At 62.0% G+C, this 17,810-nt stretch carries 21 protein-coding genes; 11 read left to right on the plus strand and 10 right to left on the minus strand.

The window, feature by feature from the left end:
• Positions 1 to 52 precede the first annotated feature (52 nt).
• Positions 53 to 541: a GAF domain-containing protein gene (locus C2L65_RS17125; protein WP_042316611.1), complete on the minus strand. Its 489-nt coding sequence runs from the start codon at positions 539 to 541 to the stop codon at positions 53 to 55.
• A gap of 247 nt (positions 542 to 788) precedes the next feature.
• On the minus strand, positions 789 to 1,460 hold the full coding sequence (locus C2L65_RS17130) for a nitroreductase (RefSeq protein WP_042316606.1): 672 nt from the start codon (positions 1,458 to 1,460) through the stop codon (positions 789 to 791).
• Between the two features lie 182 nt (positions 1,461 to 1,642).
• Here C2L65_RS17130 and C2L65_RS17135 point away from each other — a divergent pair, with 182 nt between their 5' ends.
• Entirely contained in the window at positions 1,643 to 2,290 is a 648-nt protein-coding gene (locus tag C2L65_RS17135; RefSeq protein ID WP_233446608.1) for a hypothetical protein, read from the plus strand.
• A 909-nt stretch (positions 2,291 to 3,199) separates the two neighbouring features.
• Here C2L65_RS17135 and C2L65_RS17140 read toward each other — a convergent pair.
• Entirely contained in the window at positions 3,200 to 3,958 is a 759-nt protein-coding gene (locus tag C2L65_RS17140) for a sulfite exporter TauE/SafE family protein (protein ID WP_042314993.1), read from the minus strand.
• A 75-nt stretch (positions 3,959 to 4,033) separates the two neighbouring features.
• Between C2L65_RS17140 and C2L65_RS17145 the strand changes: the two genes are divergently transcribed.
• Positions 4,034 to 4,930, plus strand: coding sequence for a LysR family transcriptional regulator (locus C2L65_RS17145; RefSeq protein ID WP_042314986.1), 897 nt, complete (start codon positions 4,034 to 4,036; stop codon positions 4,928 to 4,930).
• A 2-nt stretch (positions 4,931 to 4,932) separates the two neighbouring features.
• Here the strand turns inward: C2L65_RS17145 and C2L65_RS17150 are convergent, their stop codons facing one another.
• The 3 genes from C2L65_RS17150 to C2L65_RS17160 all read right to left on the minus strand — a co-directional run bounded on the left by C2L65_RS17150 (position 4,933) and on the right by C2L65_RS17160 (position 7,844).
• On the minus strand, positions 4,933 to 5,520 hold the full coding sequence (locus tag C2L65_RS17150) for a lytic transglycosylase domain-containing protein (RefSeq protein ID WP_042314985.1): 588 nt from the start codon (positions 5,518 to 5,520) through the stop codon (positions 4,933 to 4,935).
• A 180-nt stretch (positions 5,521 to 5,700) separates the two neighbouring features.
• The gene (locus tag C2L65_RS17155; protein WP_042314983.1) at positions 5,701 to 7,278 is read right to left on the minus strand and encodes a phospholipase D family protein; all 1,578 of its coding nucleotides are present in this window, start codon (positions 7,276 to 7,278) and stop codon (positions 5,701 to 5,703) included.
• Positions 7,279 to 7,376: 98 nt separating this feature from the next.
• Positions 7,377 to 7,844: a response regulator gene (locus C2L65_RS17160; protein WP_042314981.1), complete on the minus strand. Its 468-nt coding sequence runs from the start codon at positions 7,842 to 7,844 to the stop codon at positions 7,377 to 7,379.
• A 255-nt stretch (positions 7,845 to 8,099) separates the two neighbouring features.
• On the opposite strand from C2L65_RS17160, the gene C2L65_RS17165 reads away from it, so the two are divergent.
• The 3 genes from C2L65_RS17165 to C2L65_RS17175 all read left to right on the plus strand — a co-directional run bounded on the left by C2L65_RS17165 (position 8,100) and on the right by C2L65_RS17175 (position 11,077).
• Entirely contained in the window at positions 8,100 to 8,318 is a 219-nt protein-coding gene (locus C2L65_RS17165) for a hypothetical protein (protein WP_007586771.1), read from the plus strand.
• Positions 8,319 to 8,716: 398 nt separating this feature from the next.
• A complete protein-coding gene (locus tag C2L65_RS17170; protein WP_233446609.1) occupies positions 8,717 to 10,228 on the plus strand; it encodes a methyl-accepting chemotaxis protein in 1,512 nt (503 codons plus the stop codon).
• A 594-nt stretch (positions 10,229 to 10,822) separates the two neighbouring features.
• Complete coding sequence (locus C2L65_RS17175; RefSeq protein WP_042314979.1) at positions 10,823 to 11,077, plus strand: hypothetical protein; 255 nt, start codon at positions 10,823 to 10,825, stop codon at positions 11,075 to 11,077.
• A gap of 47 nt (positions 11,078 to 11,124) precedes the next feature.
• Here C2L65_RS17175 and C2L65_RS17180 read toward each other — a convergent pair whose 3' ends face one another.
• A complete protein-coding gene (locus C2L65_RS17180; RefSeq protein WP_042314977.1) occupies positions 11,125 to 12,003 on the minus strand; it encodes a hypothetical protein in 879 nt (292 codons plus the stop codon).
• Between the two features lie 228 nt (positions 12,004 to 12,231).
• Here C2L65_RS17180 and C2L65_RS17185 point away from each other — a divergent pair, with 228 nt between their 5' ends.
• The 4 genes from C2L65_RS17185 (at position 12,232) to C2L65_RS17200 (ending at position 15,130) form a co-directional block, all read left to right on the plus strand.
• The gene (locus C2L65_RS17185) at positions 12,232 to 12,765 is read left to right on the plus strand and encodes a carboxymuconolactone decarboxylase family protein (protein ID WP_007745126.1); all 534 of its coding nucleotides are present in this window, start codon (positions 12,232 to 12,234) and stop codon (positions 12,763 to 12,765) included.
• Positions 12,766 to 12,971: 206 nt separating this feature from the next.
• Positions 12,972 to 13,376 (plus strand): FKBP-type peptidyl-prolyl cis-trans isomerase, encoded by a 405-nt coding sequence (locus tag C2L65_RS17190; RefSeq protein WP_042314990.1) that lies wholly within the window; start codon positions 12,972 to 12,974, stop codon positions 13,374 to 13,376.
• A gap of 360 nt (positions 13,377 to 13,736) precedes the next feature.
• Positions 13,737 to 14,165: an arsenate-mycothiol transferase ArsC gene (locus C2L65_RS17195; RefSeq protein WP_416365544.1), complete on the plus strand. Its 429-nt coding sequence runs from the start codon at positions 13,737 to 13,739 to the stop codon at positions 14,163 to 14,165.
• A gap of 131 nt (positions 14,166 to 14,296) precedes the next feature.
• On the plus strand, positions 14,297 to 15,130 hold the full coding sequence (locus C2L65_RS17200; RefSeq protein ID WP_042314973.1) for a CHAD domain-containing protein: 834 nt from the start codon (positions 14,297 to 14,299) through the stop codon (positions 15,128 to 15,130).
• A 35-nt stretch (positions 15,131 to 15,165) separates the two neighbouring features.
• Here the strand turns inward: C2L65_RS17200 and C2L65_RS17205 are convergent, their stop codons facing one another.
• The 3 genes from C2L65_RS17205 to C2L65_RS17215 all read right to left on the minus strand — a co-directional run bounded on the left by C2L65_RS17205 (position 15,166) and on the right by C2L65_RS17215 (position 16,396).
• Positions 15,166 to 15,363 carry a DUF3562 domain-containing protein gene (locus C2L65_RS17205; RefSeq protein WP_042314971.1) on the minus strand — a complete coding sequence of 66 codons (198 nt, stop codon included), beginning with the start codon at positions 15,361 to 15,363 and terminating at the stop codon, positions 15,166 to 15,168.
• A gap of 245 nt (positions 15,364 to 15,608) precedes the next feature.
• Positions 15,609 to 15,941 carry a hypothetical protein gene (locus tag C2L65_RS17210; protein WP_042314969.1) on the minus strand — a complete coding sequence of 111 codons (333 nt, stop codon included), beginning with the start codon at positions 15,939 to 15,941 and terminating at the stop codon, positions 15,609 to 15,611.
• A 35-nt stretch (positions 15,942 to 15,976) separates the two neighbouring features.
• Positions 15,977 to 16,396: a secondary thiamine-phosphate synthase enzyme YjbQ gene (locus C2L65_RS17215; protein ID WP_042314967.1), complete on the minus strand. Its 420-nt coding sequence runs from the start codon at positions 16,394 to 16,396 to the stop codon at positions 15,977 to 15,979.
• Between the two features lie 139 nt (positions 16,397 to 16,535).
• Here C2L65_RS17215 and C2L65_RS17220 point away from each other — a divergent pair, with 139 nt between their 5' ends.
• A complete protein-coding gene (locus tag C2L65_RS17220; protein WP_042314965.1) occupies positions 16,536 to 16,802 on the plus strand; it encodes a cupin domain-containing protein in 267 nt (88 codons plus the stop codon).
• 141 nt (positions 16,803 to 16,943) lie between these two features.
• Positions 16,944 to 17,807: an oxidoreductase gene (locus C2L65_RS17225; RefSeq protein WP_042314964.1), complete on the plus strand. Its 864-nt coding sequence runs from the start codon at positions 16,944 to 16,946 to the stop codon at positions 17,805 to 17,807.
• Positions 17,808 to 17,810 lie beyond the last annotated feature (3 nt).

Raw genomic sequence — 17,810 nt, forward strand, 5'->3', positions numbered from 1 at the left:
TGCATAGGCTTCGTGTTGGGGAAGAGGCGGCGCCCGCCAGGTGTTCAGCTTTTCAGTTCAGCGAAGCGACGAAAATCCGCGCGACCTCTTCCAGGCCACGGCGGTCTTCGTCGTCGAAGCGCGCGAGCACGGGGCTGTCGATATCGAGCACGCCGACCAGTTCGCCAGTTGCCTTTTGCAGCGGAATCACGATCTCCGAGCGCGACGCCGAATCGCACGCGATATGCCCTGGAAACGCATCGACATCCGGCACGACCTGCGTCTCACGCGTTTCGGCTGCGCGGCCGCATACGCCACGGCCCATCGGAATACGCACGCAGGCGGGTTTGCCCTGAAACGGACCGACGACCAGTTCGCCTTCGATCGCGAAATAGAAACCGGCCCAGTTCAGTTCCGGCAGGGTGTTGAAGAGCAGTGCCGACAGATTGGCGGCATTGGCGATCTGATTTGCCTCGCCTTCGAGCAGCGAGCGCGCCTGCGACGCCAGTTCCTGATAGAACTCGGCCTTGGGCAACGCGGTATTGATGGTGGCTTCGAACATCGGATGCACTCGTGTTGGCTTCAGGAAACCATGATTTTCGCATCAAAGCGCGAAACGCGACGGCGGGCTGCTTTTATGCATGCGCTTTCATCGATCGCGGTCAGAATACAGTGGCCGGATCACCGAAAGTCGTAGCAGTCGTATTGGCAACATGAGTGGCCCCGCGTGGGCCAAAAGGACCGCTGATGCGTACACCGTCGTTCAACTTCATGCCCGCGATGGGGTCGTGACACTTTCCCGCTGATAGTCAGACGCCGATGAACTGAGCGAATTCGTCCAGCGGCGTGCGCTGCGAGCGCCACTGGTTGATCGCGGCATCCGTATCTTCGTAGCCGATCGCCATGCCGCTGAACAGCATGCGGTCGGCGGGCAAGTCGAGAAACGCGCCGATCGTCTGCGGGTACTGCGCCCAGCATTCCTGCGGGCAGCTATGCAGCCCTTCTTCGCGCAACAGCAGCATGACCGTTTGCATGAACATGCCGAGATCGGCCCATTGCGGTGGGCCCATGCGCCGGTCGACGGTGCAAAAGAGCGCGAGCGGCGCATCGAAGAACGTGAAGTTGCGCGCGAACTGCGCGAGGCGCGCGGGCCGGTTTTCACGCGCCACGCCGATGCTGCGGTAAAGATCTTCGCCCACCTGAAAGCGCCGCTCGCGATACGGCGAGTGAAGGCCCGGCGGATAGACGTTGTACTCCATCGCTTCGCCGTCCGGCGCATCCGCGACGCGTTCGCGCATGATGTGCTTGAGGCGCGCGAGCGCGTCGCCGCCTACCACGTGGATATGCCAGGGCTGCAGATTGCCGCCCGACGGCGAGCGCGCGGCGGTGGCGAGCACGCGGCGGATTGCGTCGGGTGGAACGGGCGTCGAAAGAAACTGGCGGACGGATTTGCGGCTGGTGACGGCTTCGCTGACGTTCACGCGGTGCTCCTCGAAGGCATTGCGTTGTGCTCGTGCGGGGTGTCGCAGATCGACACAGGCCGATGATACAGGCGGCGGCCATGCGGCCACGTACCTGTCGAGCTAAAGCTTCTGTAAGACTTTGCCGTTAATGCGGGCGAATCAGAACGACCACATAAAACGGGGAGCCGCATTTGAACACGATGAAGCTGGCCACATCTTTCGCGGCGGTTGCCGCATTCGCGACGTTAGCCGGTTGCGTCACCAGCGAGCAGCAGATCTCCGCGGCGCCCGCGCGGCCGAGGCCGCAGCCCGCTGTCGTTGCCGTGCAGGCACCGCCGCCACCGCCGCCTGCTGTTGTGGTGCGCGCGCCTGCGCAGCCTGTTTATGTGTCTGCGCCGAGCGATGTCTATATTGCGGGCGTTATCGATCGCGATGTGGTGTTCGTCGGTGGCAGCACGTATTTGTGGGTGGTGGGCCCGGATGGTAAGCGTCATCGGCATTTCTATGCGCGTGGCGACCGCCGCGCCGAAGTGTTCCGCCGACGCGAGCATTTGCGCGTTGAGATGGCGCATCGTGGTGGGCGTCCGCCCGTGCATGCGGCAATGCCGCCGCGTCGGGACGAGCATCGTGCGCATTCGCATGGCGAGCGTTCCGCGTATGTGCGTGATCCGCATCGGTCGGATCGTCATGATGGTGCGCCTGTGAGGCACGCGGAGCATCGTCCGCAGGCGGGGTCGGCACGGGTGGCCGGGCAGAGTGGGCATGACGTGGGCCCGCGCGATCACAAACGTCCGCCGCATGTCGATGAGGCGCAGCAGCCGTTGCATCGGCAGGGGCATGCAGGCTGAGCGCCTGGCGCGGCTGGTTTGGTTTTTTGGGGTTTGCGGTGGCATCCGCGTCACGGCGTTTGATGTTTTGGCCTCTGCGCTGGCATCCGCGATTCGTTATCGTGCTTCAAGCGTCGCCCCTGTGCGGGGCGGCACCTACTTTTCTTTGCCGCCGCAAAGAAAAGTAGGCAAAAGAAAGCGGCTCACACCGCCAGTTCCTGTATTTGCCTGAGGGCCCCCGAAGGTTCTTATGCTTCACACGGCAATCAAGTGACCCATACTCGTTGCCAGCGCTCTTGCGGTGCGCCTCACCCGCTTCGCGCGCCCGCATCACCGCTCGCCGTGCCAGATATTCCGCGGCCGCCCAGGTGGCAAACTGTGTGTAGGCCGTAGCACCTCAGCCGCCTCACTTCGGACCGATAGCGCACGTGTCCCACCATGTAAGAGCACTAACGTACACATCGCGACAACCTACACACAGTTTGCCACCTGGGCGGCAGATACCATTCGCTGCCGTTTGCCCGAGTGCGGGTGTTTGAAGCGGGTGAGGCGTTCATTCAAAGCGTTGGCAACGAGCACCAGCCTGGCCACTACCGTGTGAAGCGTGGGGACGTTGGGGGCCCGTGGATAAGAACAAGGGCTGGCGGTGTGAGCCGCTTTCTTTTGCCTACTTTTCTTTGCGGCGGCAAAGAAAAGTAGGTGCCGCCCCGCACAGGGGCGACGCCTGAAGCACGCTAACAAAACGCGGATGCCAGCGCAGAGGCAAACGCCGTGACGCGGATGCCAGCGCAAAGGCCAAAACATCAAACACCGTGACGCGCGGATGCCAGCGCAAACCCGAACCGCCCAAATAAACACAAACCACAACCCCCACTTAGAACCTTTCACACCATCGTGGCGATCGTGCTCGCCGTGCCCACGCCGCTGAAGTCATTTCCCCGATCCATACGCACGCACAAAAAACGCAATCGTAATGCCAGCCGTAACGAGCAATGTGCCATAACGTATAACTGGCGCGGACGCGCGGCGGCCGACCAACGCGCCTCCATATCCCCCGATCAACGCCCCGATCAGCATAACGATCGTTTCCGGCCAATGCACCGCCCGCGCGACGATAAAAGTAACGACGGCCATCGTATTGGCCGCACTCACCAGCAGCGTGCGCGGCGCGTTGAGCAACTTCAACTCGCGACTATCGAGCAGTCCCCACACGGCCATCATCATGATTCCGACGGCGCCGCCGAAATAACCGCCATACACACCCAGCGCAAACTGCACCACGAGCACAGCCGCTCGCCCGATGTGCCAGCGCGCGCGCATCCATTCGCCGAAACGCCGGCCAAACGCAAGCGCGACGGTCGCGACGAGCAACAACCAAGGCACGACGATATCGAAGGTCTTCGACGGCGTGAGCAGCAACATCAACGCGCCGCAGATCCCGCCGACGAGCGTCGTGATCAGCAGCGCGCGCAACGACACGGCGCCGATCGGCCCGAGCCCGTCGCGATACGCCCACGCGCTCGCGAGCCCGCCGGGATACAGCGCGACCGTGCTCGATGCGTTCGCCTGAACCGAAGGCACGCCGGCCGCGATCAACGCCGGCAGCGTGACGAAAGAGCCGCCGCCCGCCAGCGCATTCATGCCGCCCGCGACCAGCCCGGCGCCCGCTACGAGGAATAGATTGTTCATCCGACGGATCATAGCGGCGCGCGCTTCGCGGATACAATCGGGATTCTCCGATGCCAGAGTTCGCCTTAGACGAAGATGACGACCACGTCGCGTTTCGACCTCACCGACCTGCGGCTATTCCTGATGGTCGTCGAGCATGGCAGCCTCACGCGCGGCGCTCAGGCGATGCACCTCGCACTCGCTTCCGCGAGCGAGCGCATCTCCGGCATGGAATCCGCGCTGGGCGCGCCGCTGCTCGAACGCACGCGGCGCGGCGTGCGCGCGACGCCCGCCGGCGAGGCGCTCGTGCGTCACGCGCGGCTGATCGTCGGGCAGATCGAGCAGATGCGCGGCGAACTGCGCAACTACGCAAAGGGCCTCAAGGGCCGCGTGCATCTGATGTCGAACACGGCAGCGCTCGCGTCGTTCCTGCCCGAGCAGCTTTGCCGCTTCCTCACCGCACACCCCGATCTATCCGTCGATATCGACGAGCGTCCGAGCGCGGACATCGTGCGGGCCGTCGCCGAAGGGCGGGCGGATCTCGGCATCGTCGCGGATAGCGCCGATCTTGCTGCGCTGCAGACGCATGTGATTGCCGACGATCAACTGGTGGTGGCCGTGAGCCGCACGCATCGCGTGGCGAACGACGAACGGGTTGCGTTTGCCGATATCGTCGATGAGGCGTTCGTGGGTTTGTCCGATGCGGCGCTGGAGCGTCATCTGGCGGATCACGCGTCCCGGCTCGGACGACAGCTCCAGTCCCGCGTGCGCTTGCGCAACGTCGCCGATCTGGGTCGGCTGATCGCGGCGGGCGTGGGCATCGCGATTTTGCCTGCGGCCTGCACGCAGGCGCTGGGCGATGCGGATATCGTCGTGTTGCCGTTGTCGGAGGCGTGGACGACGCGGCGTCTGCATCTGTGCGCGCGGGATTTTTCCGCGCTCACGCCGCACGCGCATGCGCTCGCGCAGCAGTTGATGACGCTCGGGGGGTGAGGTCAGGGAAGCGTGTCCGCGGATACCTTCACGACCGGCTGCGCGTTGCTGCCCAACACCGCACTAAACCGCCGCATATGCAGCGCCACCCGGCGCGCATACCCTTTCCCGCCGCCGCTATAGCGCCACAGCGCGGCATCGATATCGCCGCCGGCAGCATCGAGATAACCGCGCAGAATCGACGAGCCGATTCGCACGTTGATGGCGGGATCGTCCAGTTCCTTCACGTTGGAGAACGCGCGCGGATGCGCGGCGGGCAACACCTGCATCAACCCGCGCGCACCGAGCGTGCTCACGGCGCGCGGATCGAAGCCCGATTCGACGGCCATCACCGACAGCAGCAGCACGGGCGACATCGAATAGCGGTTGGCTTCAGTGAGAACGGCTTGCGCGATCGTCAGCGCGTCGGCGGCTGAGACGCGGAATTGCGCTCGCAAGGTCGCGACGATGTCGGCGGGAGAGGGAAGAACGGGCGTGTCGGCGGCCTGAGGTGCCAGAGGCGCTGGCGAAGCTTGAGATACCTGAGGCGCGGTTTCCGCTTGCGCATGGCCGAACGGCAACGCGGCGCATAACGCGAGGCTCGCCGCCATCAATGCGAGCCTGATAAGCGTGTACCTCCACCGTACTTTGGCTAGATTGTGTTGTTCCTGCATATCGTCTGGTACGAGCCCGGATGCAAGCACTCTACGGACATCGCCGTCGAGATTTTCAAAAGAAACGCACGGTGCGCGTAAAGACCGCGTAAAGACAGCGCCGTCGCGCAGACTCTGCTACAGCTGCGATTCGATCGGCAAAATGCTCAGAAACCAGATACCCGCCTTGCGCATCGCCGATACGTCCGGCTCGCTATCGAGTACCTTGACGGTGCCGTCGGGCGCCGTGTCGATCCAGACGATACTGCTCGTGCCGTTCGCATTCGCGCGCAATTCGAGCCGCCATGCGATGCGATCGAGGTTCGGCTCGAGCGTATCGACAACCTGCGCGGCAGCTGGCGCGCTCTCGCAATACACGCCGATCTCCGTGTTGAGTTCGACCGAACGCGGATCGAGATTCATCGAGCCGATAAAGATGCTGTTGCGGTCGAACACATAAGTCTTCGCATGCAGCGATGCCTTCGACGAGCCGAACAGATGCTTCTTGTCTTCCGTCTTGTCCGCCGTTTTGTCCGCTGTTTTGTCGTCCGCGACGGGCTTCAGTTCGTAGAGATGCACGCCTGCTTCGAGCAACGCCTTGCGGTAGCGCTGATAGCCGGCATGAACGGCGGCGACGTCGGTGGCGGCAAGCGAGTTGGTGAGCACGGTGACGCGCACCTGCTTTTGCGTGAGTCCCGAGAGCCACGCGACGCCTTCTTTTCCGGGCACGAAATACGGCGAGACGACGAGCATCTGCTGCGTCGGCTGCAATTCGAGTGCCTTGAACTGCGTCATCAGTTGGCCTTGCGAGTCGCCCGGCGCGCGCGTGATTTTCGCGGGATCGTCGTAGAGCAAAGTGGCTTTGCCCCATGAAAACACGGCATCCTGCGAATGGATGACCTGCGTGAGCCGTGCGCGCGCGTTCACGACGTACGGGTTGTTTTCCTCGGAGGCCAGATACGTGTCGAGCTGTTTGCGTACGTCGGCGAGCGCCGCCGGGTCCGCCTTGCGGCCCATCAGCCCGTCGATCGGATACGCGGCCTCGGAGTTCCAGAAGAGGTCGAATGCCGACGACACCTCGTGTACGACAGGCCCATGCACGAGCACGTCGAGATCGCCGAACGCGACGTCGCTCGAAGCACCGAAGTATTCGTCGCCGATATTGCGCCCGCCGAGTATCGCGCCCTGGTTGTCCGCGATCATCGACTTGTTGTGCATGCGCCGGTTCACGCGAAAGAACTCGGCGGCCATGCCGAGCTTCTTGAAGCTGCGGTTGGCAACGGGGTTGAAGAGGCGAATCTGCACGTTCGGATGCGAGTCGAGCGCGAGCAGCAGATTGTCGTCGGCATTGGTGCCGAGATCGTCGAGCAGAATCCGCACGCGCACGCCGCGATCAGCCGCGCGCATCACGGCAGACGCCAGTCCGCGGCCCGTCAGATCGTCGTGCCAGATGTAGTACTGCAAGTCGAGCGTGCGGTCTGCCGCTTCCGCGAGCACTAGGCGCGCGACGAGCGCATCGACGGCGTCGGGCAGCAGGTGAAACGCGGTTTCGTCGGGATGCCGTTGTTCCTGCGGCGTGAACGCGATGGCGAGCCGCGTGTTCTGCGTGTCGGTGACGGCGTGCGTCTGGATGCGATCGGCCTGCGGCGGCAGACTCGCGCACGAAGTCAGCAGGGCGACGGTGAAAGCCGCGAGAAGACTTCGTAGTGTGATCATGGACGCGCTCCGCAACGGCGATGCGCGTCAGATTAACGGGACGGAACGTCCCTTACAAGTTAAGTCGCGCAGGAGTCACGCGCTGTGGCGCGAGTCCATCATGAGTGATAGTACCCGCGCTTCAGTGCTGGCATGGCCAGCAGCGTCGTGAGGATGTCGACGACCATCAGCGGATCGACGGGCTTCGCACATACGCCGTCGAAGCCGCCTGCGCGCAACTCGGCGTAGTTGTCGCCCGTCTCGCAGGCGGTGTAGGCGAGCAGCGGCACGCAAGCCGTTCCCGGCGACTCTCGCAGCGTACGCGCCACCGCAAGCCCCGACACGCCCGGCATCGCGACGTCGAGCACGACGCTGTCGGGGTGCCACTCGTTGGCGATCTTCAACGCGTCGCAGCCGTTGTACGCGACGCGTGTGTCGAAGCCGCTGTTGGCGAGAAACGCAGCGAGTGCGTCCGCCGAGTCGATGTAGTCGTCGACGACGAGCACGCGCGGCGGCATCGAATGCGCGGCAAAGCGTGCCGCCGTCCAGACGCGACTTCGGGTTGATGTGAAGGTTCTGTCGTGCATGTTGTGCCCCCTGTTCGTCTGACGCTGTTATCGGATGTCCTGTCATTGAAGGCAGCAACGGGCATTCCACACCGGCAAGGTATCGCGTTTGCATGGCGCACGACGGTTGCAACGGCTGAAATGGTGGCCGCTAGCGTGCAATGCAACGAAAAAGGAAAACCGAGCACGCGATTTGCCATGCTACGATTGATTCATCCGCCGGGAGAAACCCAAGCCCGGATTGCATCGCACTTTCTTCGCTACAGGAGGTTTGCCATGCATTTCGACTACAAGGGATTTCACATCGATTGCCGGGCCAGGCACGACGAAGACGGCCACTACGTCGCCCAAGCCAAGCTCACTCGCGGGGCGACGGCGAATACGCCCGCCGAAGTGCATCAATCGGGCGACATCGATTCGTTCGTCGACGAATCCGACGCCATGATATGCGCGCGCACGTGGGCGATCGAATGGATCGACGAAAACTGGGATTGATCCTTCCCTTTCACCAAAGCCTACACGGCATACGTTTTGCCGCCTCAGCCGGTGGCGCATCGGCGCTGCCCGCTTCTCCCATCTTTTTCGCGCATTGAGTACTTTGGTCGGGAAATCCTGCCGATTGTCACTCGACGACGAGCAAATGCCTTCGTAAAAACCCTCAAATGTTAAATATTTGGGAGGTGGAAGCCGATATCCAGTAAGTCGAAGCGAATCCGCGCGCAGAACCCGTAGGCAGCGCGGACGCTGCACGAACAACGCCTGAAACCTGAGAGCAGGCGTTTTTTTCGCATAAAAAGATTCATCGCGAAAGCAGATTTTCTTGCAAAACCCGGGGGCCAGTAGTGAAAAAGAACTTGACCATCAAAACGAGGCTGTTCGTCGGTTTCCTGTCGATGGCGGCCATAGCTGTCGTTATTTCCGTTGTTTCGCTGTTCAGCCTTGCCAGCACGACGCAAGCGTTCGGCCACTATGTGCATGGCATCGACGCGCGCGCGCAGGTGGCGGCCGAACTGCGCGCGGCCGTCGATCGCCGCGCTATCGCTGCGCGCAATCTGGTGCTCGTCACGACCCAGGCGGATCTCGACCTCGAGACGGCTGCCGTAAAACGCGCGCATGAGGATGTCGGCATCAAGCTCAAGCAGCTCAACGACATGATCAACAGCGCGAGCGACACGAGCGACACTGCTCGTTCGCTGGTCGCCGAGATGAATCGCGTCGAAGGGCTCTATGGGCCCGTTGCGTTGAACATCGTGGGCCTCGCGCTCAACAACCATCACGACGAGGCGATCAAGGAAATGGACGACCATTGCCGTCCGCTGCTGGCCGCGCTCGTCAAGGCAACCGACGACTACGCGACCTACACGAAGACGCGCCAGGGCGAGATCGTGCAGAACTTCGAGGAGCGCTATGCGATGCTGCGCAACGCCATTCTCGGCGTGAGCGCGCTGGCGATACTCGCATCGCTCGTGCTGGCCGTGCGCATGGTGCGCTCGATCACGCAACCTATCACGCGCGCCGTCGAAGTCGCGCGCACTGTTGCGACGGGCGACCTGACGAGCCGTATCGTCGTCGATCGCGATGACGAAGCAGGCGAACTACTGAAGGCGCTGCGCGACATGAACGACCGGCTCACCGAAACGGTCGGCCGCGTGCGATCGAGCAGCGCGAACGTCTCCACGGCGACGAATGAGATCGCCACGGGCAACAGCGACCTGAGCCGCCGCACGGAAGCGCAGGCTGCATCGCTGCAGGAAACGGCGGCGAGCATGGAGCAACTGACCTCGACCGTGAAGCAGAACGCCGATAGCGCGCAGCATGCGAAGTCGCTGGCATCGAATGCGTCGGAGATTTCCCAGCGCGGCAGCCACACCGTCGAACGCGTAGTGACGACGATGGATGCGATCAGTTCCAGCTCAAGCAAGATCGCCGAGATCACCGGGATCATTGAAGGCATTTCGTTCCAGACGAACATTCTCGCGCTGAACGCCGCAGTCGAGGCGGCGCGCGCAGGCGAGGAAGGCCGCGGCTTCGCGGTGGTCGCGGGCGAAGTGCGCAGTCTCGCGCAGCGCTCGGCGCAAGCGGCGAAGGAGATCAAGGAGCTGATTGCGCGCTCGGTGCATGAGATCCAGAGCGGCGCTTCTCTCGCCGATGACGCGGGCCGTACGATGGCCGATGTGAACCAGGCCGTCGCGCGCGTTTCCGAAATCATCGAGGAGATCGCGGCGGCTTCGGTAGAGCAGGGGCGCGGCATCGAACAGATCAACCAGGCGATCTCGCAGATGGACACGGTGACGCAACAGAACGCGGCGCTGGTCGAGCAGGCTTCGGCTGCCTCGCAATCGCTGCGTCATCAGGGCCGCGAACTCGACGATACCGTTTCTTCGTTCAAGCTCGCTGCGGCCTGAACTCGGACTTTGCGCGACGTTGCAAGCGGCGTGATTCATTCACGCCGCGTTGCATATTCGCACACGTATCGCATCGCTAAACGACGAATGATTTTCCGGCTTTATCTTTGTGCCCGCGCGACAACCGGTAAATCATTAAGTCATATATGCACTTCACTTTCCATTCGGGAAGAAAACGAAATGCCTGACGTATCTGCATTGCAAACAGGTTGCAGTGCGGTATAAACCTACTATGATAAGAACAACGCGCGGGTCTCGATCCAGGTGCTCGTGAATGCCTTGTATTGCGGCGTTTCAAGCGGCTTTGCGTTGCTAAGGCCTGCGTGTCAAAGGCGGTTGGGCCGCGTCATGTGCGCGGCTTATCGGCGAATCAAGCGGCAATATCCTGGCGTAGACATTGCGTGATGAAAATCGCGTTGTCATATTTTGCGTCGAGAAAACATGCGCGGCCGTTTGATGTACTCAATTCAATCGCGCTTAACAGATGTGCACGGATGCACCGCTTTGCAGTGCAATCCGATTGCACGCGGAACCTGAGAGAGCAAACGCCGCAGTGGCGTGGTCGAGCCATGGCGTTTAAGCGGAGAGGGCACGATGAACGCGGCATTGACCATTGAATCGTTCTGGAAAGCATTTTGCGCGCGTCAGATTTCGCGTGGCGTGTCGCAGGCGCAGCTTCGCGAGTCGGAGACGGCGTTCTATTCGGGCGCGGTGACCATGTACGACATCATGATGACCGTCACCGATCCCAATCTCGATCCCATGGAAGCACACTCGATACTCGCCGCGCTTTACGACGAGCGGGAAGACTTCCTGCGCATTCACGATATGGCGGCCATCGACCGCTAGCCGTCAAGCATGCTGCGCGGCATCGCGCCGCGCAATGATGAATAGAACTATTGCGCCGTTTGCTGGCGCTGGTACTCGTTCTTTTTCATCTGCAAGTACTCTTGCCGGTCGAGTTCGTGCAACTGACGCGGATATTGCTCGGTCGCATCGAACCATGTGGCGAAACGCTGATCGACGCGCTTGTCGGCGGGAAGCGCAAGCGAAGCAAGGTACGCGTCGATGGCGAGGTAATAGCGCATCGTGTTGCGTTCCACCAGCCCGCGCACGCCGCCTACATAGTCGCCCGATGCTTTGGTGAATCCCACTTTCGCACTGCCTATCGTCGCAAGATAGGTTTTCATCGCAATGCGGCCTGCCGTGCCGAATCCATATGAATACGTGAGGTGCAGGAACGTGTGCCCTTTGCCGATATCGACGGCTTCGAGCACGATGCGATAGTCCTTTGTGCTGAGCGGTCCCGTTGCCGCGCTCAGGTCGACCTGGAAATAATCCGGGTTCGTCGCCACTGACCGGTAATTGAATTGCACGCGGTACGTGTCGCCGAGTTCCTGCTCTGCCTTCTTGCCGACATTCATGCTGATGGTCGCGCCGTTGCCGCCGGTGGACGCACGGCAGTACTTCGTATTCAGATGCAGGATCAGTACTTCGCACCAGTTCGCAGGGCCTTGCTGTGGGTCGTTGAACGCGCGGTTGACAGTGGCGAACGGATAATCGACGACGGCATAGATGTCGCCCTTCAACGTGTTCGACGTCTCCTCCGAATCCAGATGGATCGGCCGGTTGAACACGTTCGACTTGAGTTGCGGCGCGAGCGCGTCGTATTTGTCCCTGAGGGCCGGCGCGTTGTCGTCGGCCCAGCTGAGCGCGCCGAGCGTGAGGCTCATTAGCGCGAACACAACCAGTACGAATCGTTTTGTTATCCGCATGATCCCGTGAGTGCTCATGGCACGCGCTCCCGCTGACGGCGCTGTTATTGGGCAAACGTCGCACGAATATAGCAGAGACAGTACACCACGCCGATCAGCCGATGAGCCGTTCGAGCATAAACGTGATTTGAACCAGCATTCACGGTAGCAACGCGCGTTCCTAGAATGACTTCCATGCGCTGACCCAGTCGCGCAACGCAACGATCTCATCAACATATGGAGAACATCATGGAACGTCTGAATCGCCAACCCGTCAGCGAAGCCACCGGCCAGGCAGCGGAACTCTTTACAGGCATCAAGCGCGCGGTCGGCATGGTGCCGAACGCTTATGCGGCCATCGGCTCGAACAGTCCGGCTGCGCTGCAGATCGTACTCGCAACGGGCGATGCGCTCGGCAAGGGCGCGCTGTCGCGCAAGGAAGTCGAAGCGATCAAGCTCGCGATCAGCGGCGTCGCTGAGTGTGACTACTGTCTCGCGGCGCACTCGCTGGCAGCGAAGAAAGTGGGCATCGCGGCTGACGACCTTGTCGCGTTGCGTGAAGGACGCGATTCGGCCGACGCGCATCTGAATGCCATCGCCACGTTCGCGCGGACCGTGTTTGCGTCGCGCGGCACGGTGCCTGCGGCAGTCGTCGATGCCGTGAAGGCGGCGGGTTACAGCGATCAGCAGATTACGGAGACGCTGCTCGCGATCGCCGACATCACGTTCACCAACCTGTTCAACCGGGTCAACGACACGGTCGTCGATTTCCCGAAGATCTGAACGGGCCGCACGTGAGCCGCATCGAATCGCGGCTTTTCCCGCGGCGGGTCTTGGCCCGTCGCGGGCGTAACCGTTCCAGGTGCATAGCGGCTGGAACCGCGCAATGGCGCAACGCGCGCGTATTTGTAGCAAGTTGATTCAGGTCTCCTGCCGCGAACGGGCGATCCGCTAGAATGAGGCTCGCCATTCACACCAAGGAGATACGCGTGAAATCAGTTGTTGCCCTGCTCGCTGCGGCCGCGCTCGCATCGGTGTCGTTCACCGCAAACGCTGCATCGACGGAGAAACTGCCCTCCGGCGTCGTCGTCGAACACCTGACGCAGGGAAGCGGCCCGCAACCCACGGCGGCCGACGTCGTGCGCGTCAACTACCGCGGCACGCTCGCGAACGGCACCGAGTTCGACAACTCGGCCAAGCACGGCGGCCCCGCGGAGTTTCCGCTCGGCCGTGTGATTCCCTGCTGGACGCAAGGCGTCGCGACGATGAAAGTGGGCGAGAAAGCCAAGCTGACCTGCCCGGCTGCGACCGCGTATGGTTCGCGCGGCGTCGGCGTGATCCCGCCGAACAGCGATCTGACGTTCGAAGTCGAACTGCTCGCGATCGTCAAGTAACTTCAAAAATGCCGGTCTTTCAGACCGCGTAACCCCACGGGCAATCCGGCCTCTGAAAGGCCGGGTTGCCCCGCCCAGCGCGCCTCACCCGGCGCCCGTCATGCTCGCCGAACCCGACAATTGGGATCGGGCGCCTGATTATCGTTAACGCTGGCTGGCTGAACGCAAATTGGCGTGATACCTAAACGGTCTTGCGGCGAATCGGTTGGACGATTGGGATTCTGTCACCAATATGAAAAACTGTGCGCTCAGAATCCCGCAAAAAATAAAATCTGCATGACGGGGTGTAGGGTGACCAGAAAACAAAGAGTGCTGTTCCTTTGCAGGGACAACGCGGCGCTTAGCATTTTGGCGGAAGCCTTGCTACGCGAGCTGGACGGATTGCATTTCGACGCATTTAGCGCAGGTCTCGAGCCCGCCGACAAGGTTCACGCGGCGGCCATGGGAGAGTTGCGTCATGGTTTTTCCAGTCTGGAACTGCTGAATCCGAAAAGCTGGCTGGAATTCACGAGCGAATGGGCGCCGCAGATGGATTTCGTGGTGACGTTGTGCGACGAGTCGGCACGCGTCGACATGCGCGCGTTTCATGGCGAGCCCACGCTTCGTCACTGGACGCTCACGCCGTCCGCGTATGCCGCTGCGGGTGCGGTCGAAAACGCGTTCTGGCAGATATTGAAGCGCGTCGAAGACTTCATCACGGCCGAGCGCCGCCCGTGGCCGTCGCTGAAGCTGCCCGCCGTGGCGAGCTGCACGTCGGACGCCTGCGATCTGCTGCTCAGCGGTCAGTGATTTGCCAATGAGCGGCAACGCCCGCGCGGCATCGTGCGCCGCAACGGACGTGACGTGCAGAATGCAGGAACCTGAATTGCTTACTCGATCATTACAGACACACCGGGTCAGCAACCCATTCAGGGAGCACCATGAACGACGACACACGGACCGCGCTGCCGCACGATGGCAACGCGCAAGCCCATTTCTCGCACTACGCCGCGCCGCTGATCGACAATGCGCTCGCTTGCGCAGCCGCATTGCGCGCGGATCCCGACGCTGAAGTCCTGCACAAGCTGCGCGTCTCGCTGCGGCGCCTGCGCACGTTGCTGTGGGCGTATCGGCCGCTGCTGAACGAACAGTTCGACGACCAGCAGCGCGCGCTTTTCAAGTTCTACGCGAGCGCCGCTGGCAAGACGCGCGACTGGGACATCCTGATCGCGTTGCTCGATGAAACGAAAGACGCGGAGGAGCAACCGCGCGACGCGATGCACGCCGCCCGCTCCAAGTCGCTCGATTCGAGCCGTGAGACCCTCGAACAGGCCGACGTGAAAGGCGCGTTGCGTGACACGCTGAAGGAAGCGAACCGCGAACTGAACACCGCGCACGAACGCACGCCGCTGCCGAAGTTCGCGCGGAAGCGTCTCGGGGCGGCGCAAAAGTCAATGGCGAAGCGCATGAAGCGCGCCGCGCGAGCGAAGCGCTCGGACTATGCGTCGTATCACGAGGTCCGCAAGGCGGGCAAGAAACTGCGCTATCTGACCGAGTTCTTCGAGCCGATGCTGGCCAAAAAGCAGCTGAAGGCCATCAAGCCGCTGAAGAAATTACAGAAGCGCTTCGGCGCGTTGAACGATGTCGTCGCGAGCGAGCAGTTGCTGCGCGACAACCAGACGCTGTTCGCCGACGAAGCGGCGGCCGGCCATGCACTCGATGCGCTCGCGAAAGAACGCAAGCGCCGCATGCGTGCCGCCGCGAAGCTGTTGTGACGCGAATGGATTGCGGATCGGTTGCTACGGCTTCGTCACCGCCGTGACGCGGTCCGCGAGCGCAAGGTTTCGCGCACGCGCTTCGCCGCGAAGAGCGGCACATAGTCGAGAATGCGCGCGTCGCGTTGATACGCTTGCACGGCATCGGTGTACATCTGCGAGACGACTTCTTCCGGGCTGTCGGTGGATTCTGCGATTTCATGCACGATCTTCTGCGAATCTTCCGTCTTCATGCAAGGCTCCTTGGCGTCAGTCGGTGATCACTCGGTAGTCGGAACCCTGAATTGAAGGACATGCGATGCGTGCATGCCAATAGAACTTCGCAATCGGTGGACCCGCGCGGCGGGCGCAGCGGGGTCACGCGCGAGGAAAGTCTGTTTGATCAGACAGATAGCGCGTGTGCCCAAAACTTTTCCACAGGTCTTTCAACAGAAATTGTGGATAACTTGGGCGCAAGTCGGCCTCAACCGACGCACGGCTATTGAAGCCACTTGCGTACGTCTTTTTCCCAGTCGGGGTCGCCGCAGCCCTTCGGATTTTCCGGGCCGAGCACGGTGATATAGCCTTTGCTTTTCATGCACGACTCGTAGGCGCGCACCTTCGTGCATTGCCCCGGCCCTGCGTTGCGCGAGACCGTCTTGCACTGCGCTATGGAGTGATCCATTGGGCCGAAGTCCATGTCGTTCGCGTTGTTGGTCATCGGCGCGTCCGCGCCTGACAGCGAGAACTCGACGGGGCCGGTGTGAGTGCAGGCTGCGGTCAGCATCGCGAGCGAGGCCGCCGCGACAAGAACAGGCGCGCGCAAAATCATGATTCACTTCCTTGTTGGTGTTGTGCGTTGAAATGTCATTCGCCGATCAGATGCAGCACGATATCGCGCTCCTGCGGCCACGCGCGATGCTCGAACAGATAAATGCCTTGCCACGTGCCCAGCGTCATGCGGCCATGTTCGACGGGTATCGACAGTTGCACTTGCGTGAGCGCAGTGCGCAGATGCGCGGGCATGTCGTCAGGACCTTCCGTGTCGTGCTCATAGCGCTTGGGATCTTCGGGCGCGAGCATCGCAAAGTGTCGTTCGAGATCGCGTTGCACCGAAGGGTCCGCGTTCTCCTGGATCAATAGCGAGGCCGACGTGTGCCGGCAGAACACGGTCAGGACACCCGTCTCGATCGACGCGTCGCGTACGAACGCGGCGACCTCCGTGGTGAAATCGAACAGTCCGCGAGCGCGCGCCCGCACGTTCAGATGGCGAATGGCCTGGCGCATGAATCGTTCTCCGTTGTGCGATATGAAATGACGGTTGCTGCAGAGTTTACCGCGAGCCGCGCTGCCGATCCCTTAATGCAAAAGCGGCTATGCTGATGCTTCAGCGTCATCGCAAACACGAGAAAGGAAGGTCGCTATCATGGAACGCAACGAATTCATCGATGCATTGAAGCGCGAAGGCTACGCGGAAATCGCGAGCGTCACGCGCGACGCGAACGGCACGGTGGACGATCATGTCCACTCGTTTGAAGCCAAGGCATTGATCCTGCACGGCGAACTGATGATACGCATCGGCGCCGCGCAACAGATCTACAGAACGGGCGATGTATTCCATCTGCAAGCCAATGTAAACCATTCGGAACGTTACGGGCCCGAAGGTGTTCAGTATCTGGTCGGCCGTAAATAAGCGCGGCGACATCGGCTCGGTGAAATTGGTCAGACCGCCTGCAGGTTTCGCGTCGAGCAGCTACCATTTTTTTCGAAGCATCGACGCAATGTGTGTGCGTCGATGCGAGATCGCTCGTTTCCATCATCGAGGAGGTTTTGAATGCCCACGTCCACGACGCCCGTCTGGTTCATCACTGGCTGTTCAACCGGCTTCGGCAAGGAACTGGTCCGCGCGGTGCTCGAACGGGGCTGGCGCTGCGTGGCGACGGCGCGTAACGTCGCGTCGCTCGCCGATCTGGCCGAGCCCGGCAGCGACGCCGATGCGCGTCTCGCCCGCGTGAAGCTCGACGTGACGGATGCCGCGCAGATCGCCGCTGCCGTCGAGACCGCGCAACAGCGCTTCGGCGCGATCGACGTACTGGTGAACAACGCAGGCTACGGCTATCAGTCGTCGGTCGAAGAGGGCGACGAAGCGGAGATACGCGCGCAGTTCGACGCGAACGTGTTCGGCCTGTTCGCGATGACACGCGCGGTGCTTCCGGGCATGCGCGCGCGGCGCAAGGGGCACGTGCTGAACATCACGTCGGTGGCGGGCATCGCGGGCTTTCCTGGCTCGGGCTACTACGCGGCGAGCAAGCATGCCGTCGAAGGCTGGTCCGATTCGCTCGCGACGGAAGCCGGGCCGCTCGGCATCCGCGTGACCTGCGTCGAGCCGGGCCCATTCCGCACCGACTGGGCAGGCCGCTCGCTCAGGCAGACGCCCAACCGTATCGCCGACTACGCGGACACGGCGGGCAAGCGCATGCAGGCGACGGCGCAAAACAGCGGCCATCAGGCCGGCGATCCGGCGCGCGCCGCACAGGCGATGATCCGCATCACCGAGACGGACCAACCGCCGCGTCATCTGGTGCTTGGCGCGTTCGGCGTCGACGCGGTATCGAAGCGCCTGCATTCGGCACTCGCCGATATCGAAGCGTGGCGCGACACGAGTGTCGGCGCGGACTTTCCGGACAGCGGGAAGTAAGCT

Source organism: Paraburkholderia terrae, from assembly GCF_002902925.1.
Classification (GTDB): domain Bacteria; phylum Pseudomonadota; class Gammaproteobacteria; order Burkholderiales; family Burkholderiaceae; genus Paraburkholderia; species Paraburkholderia terrae.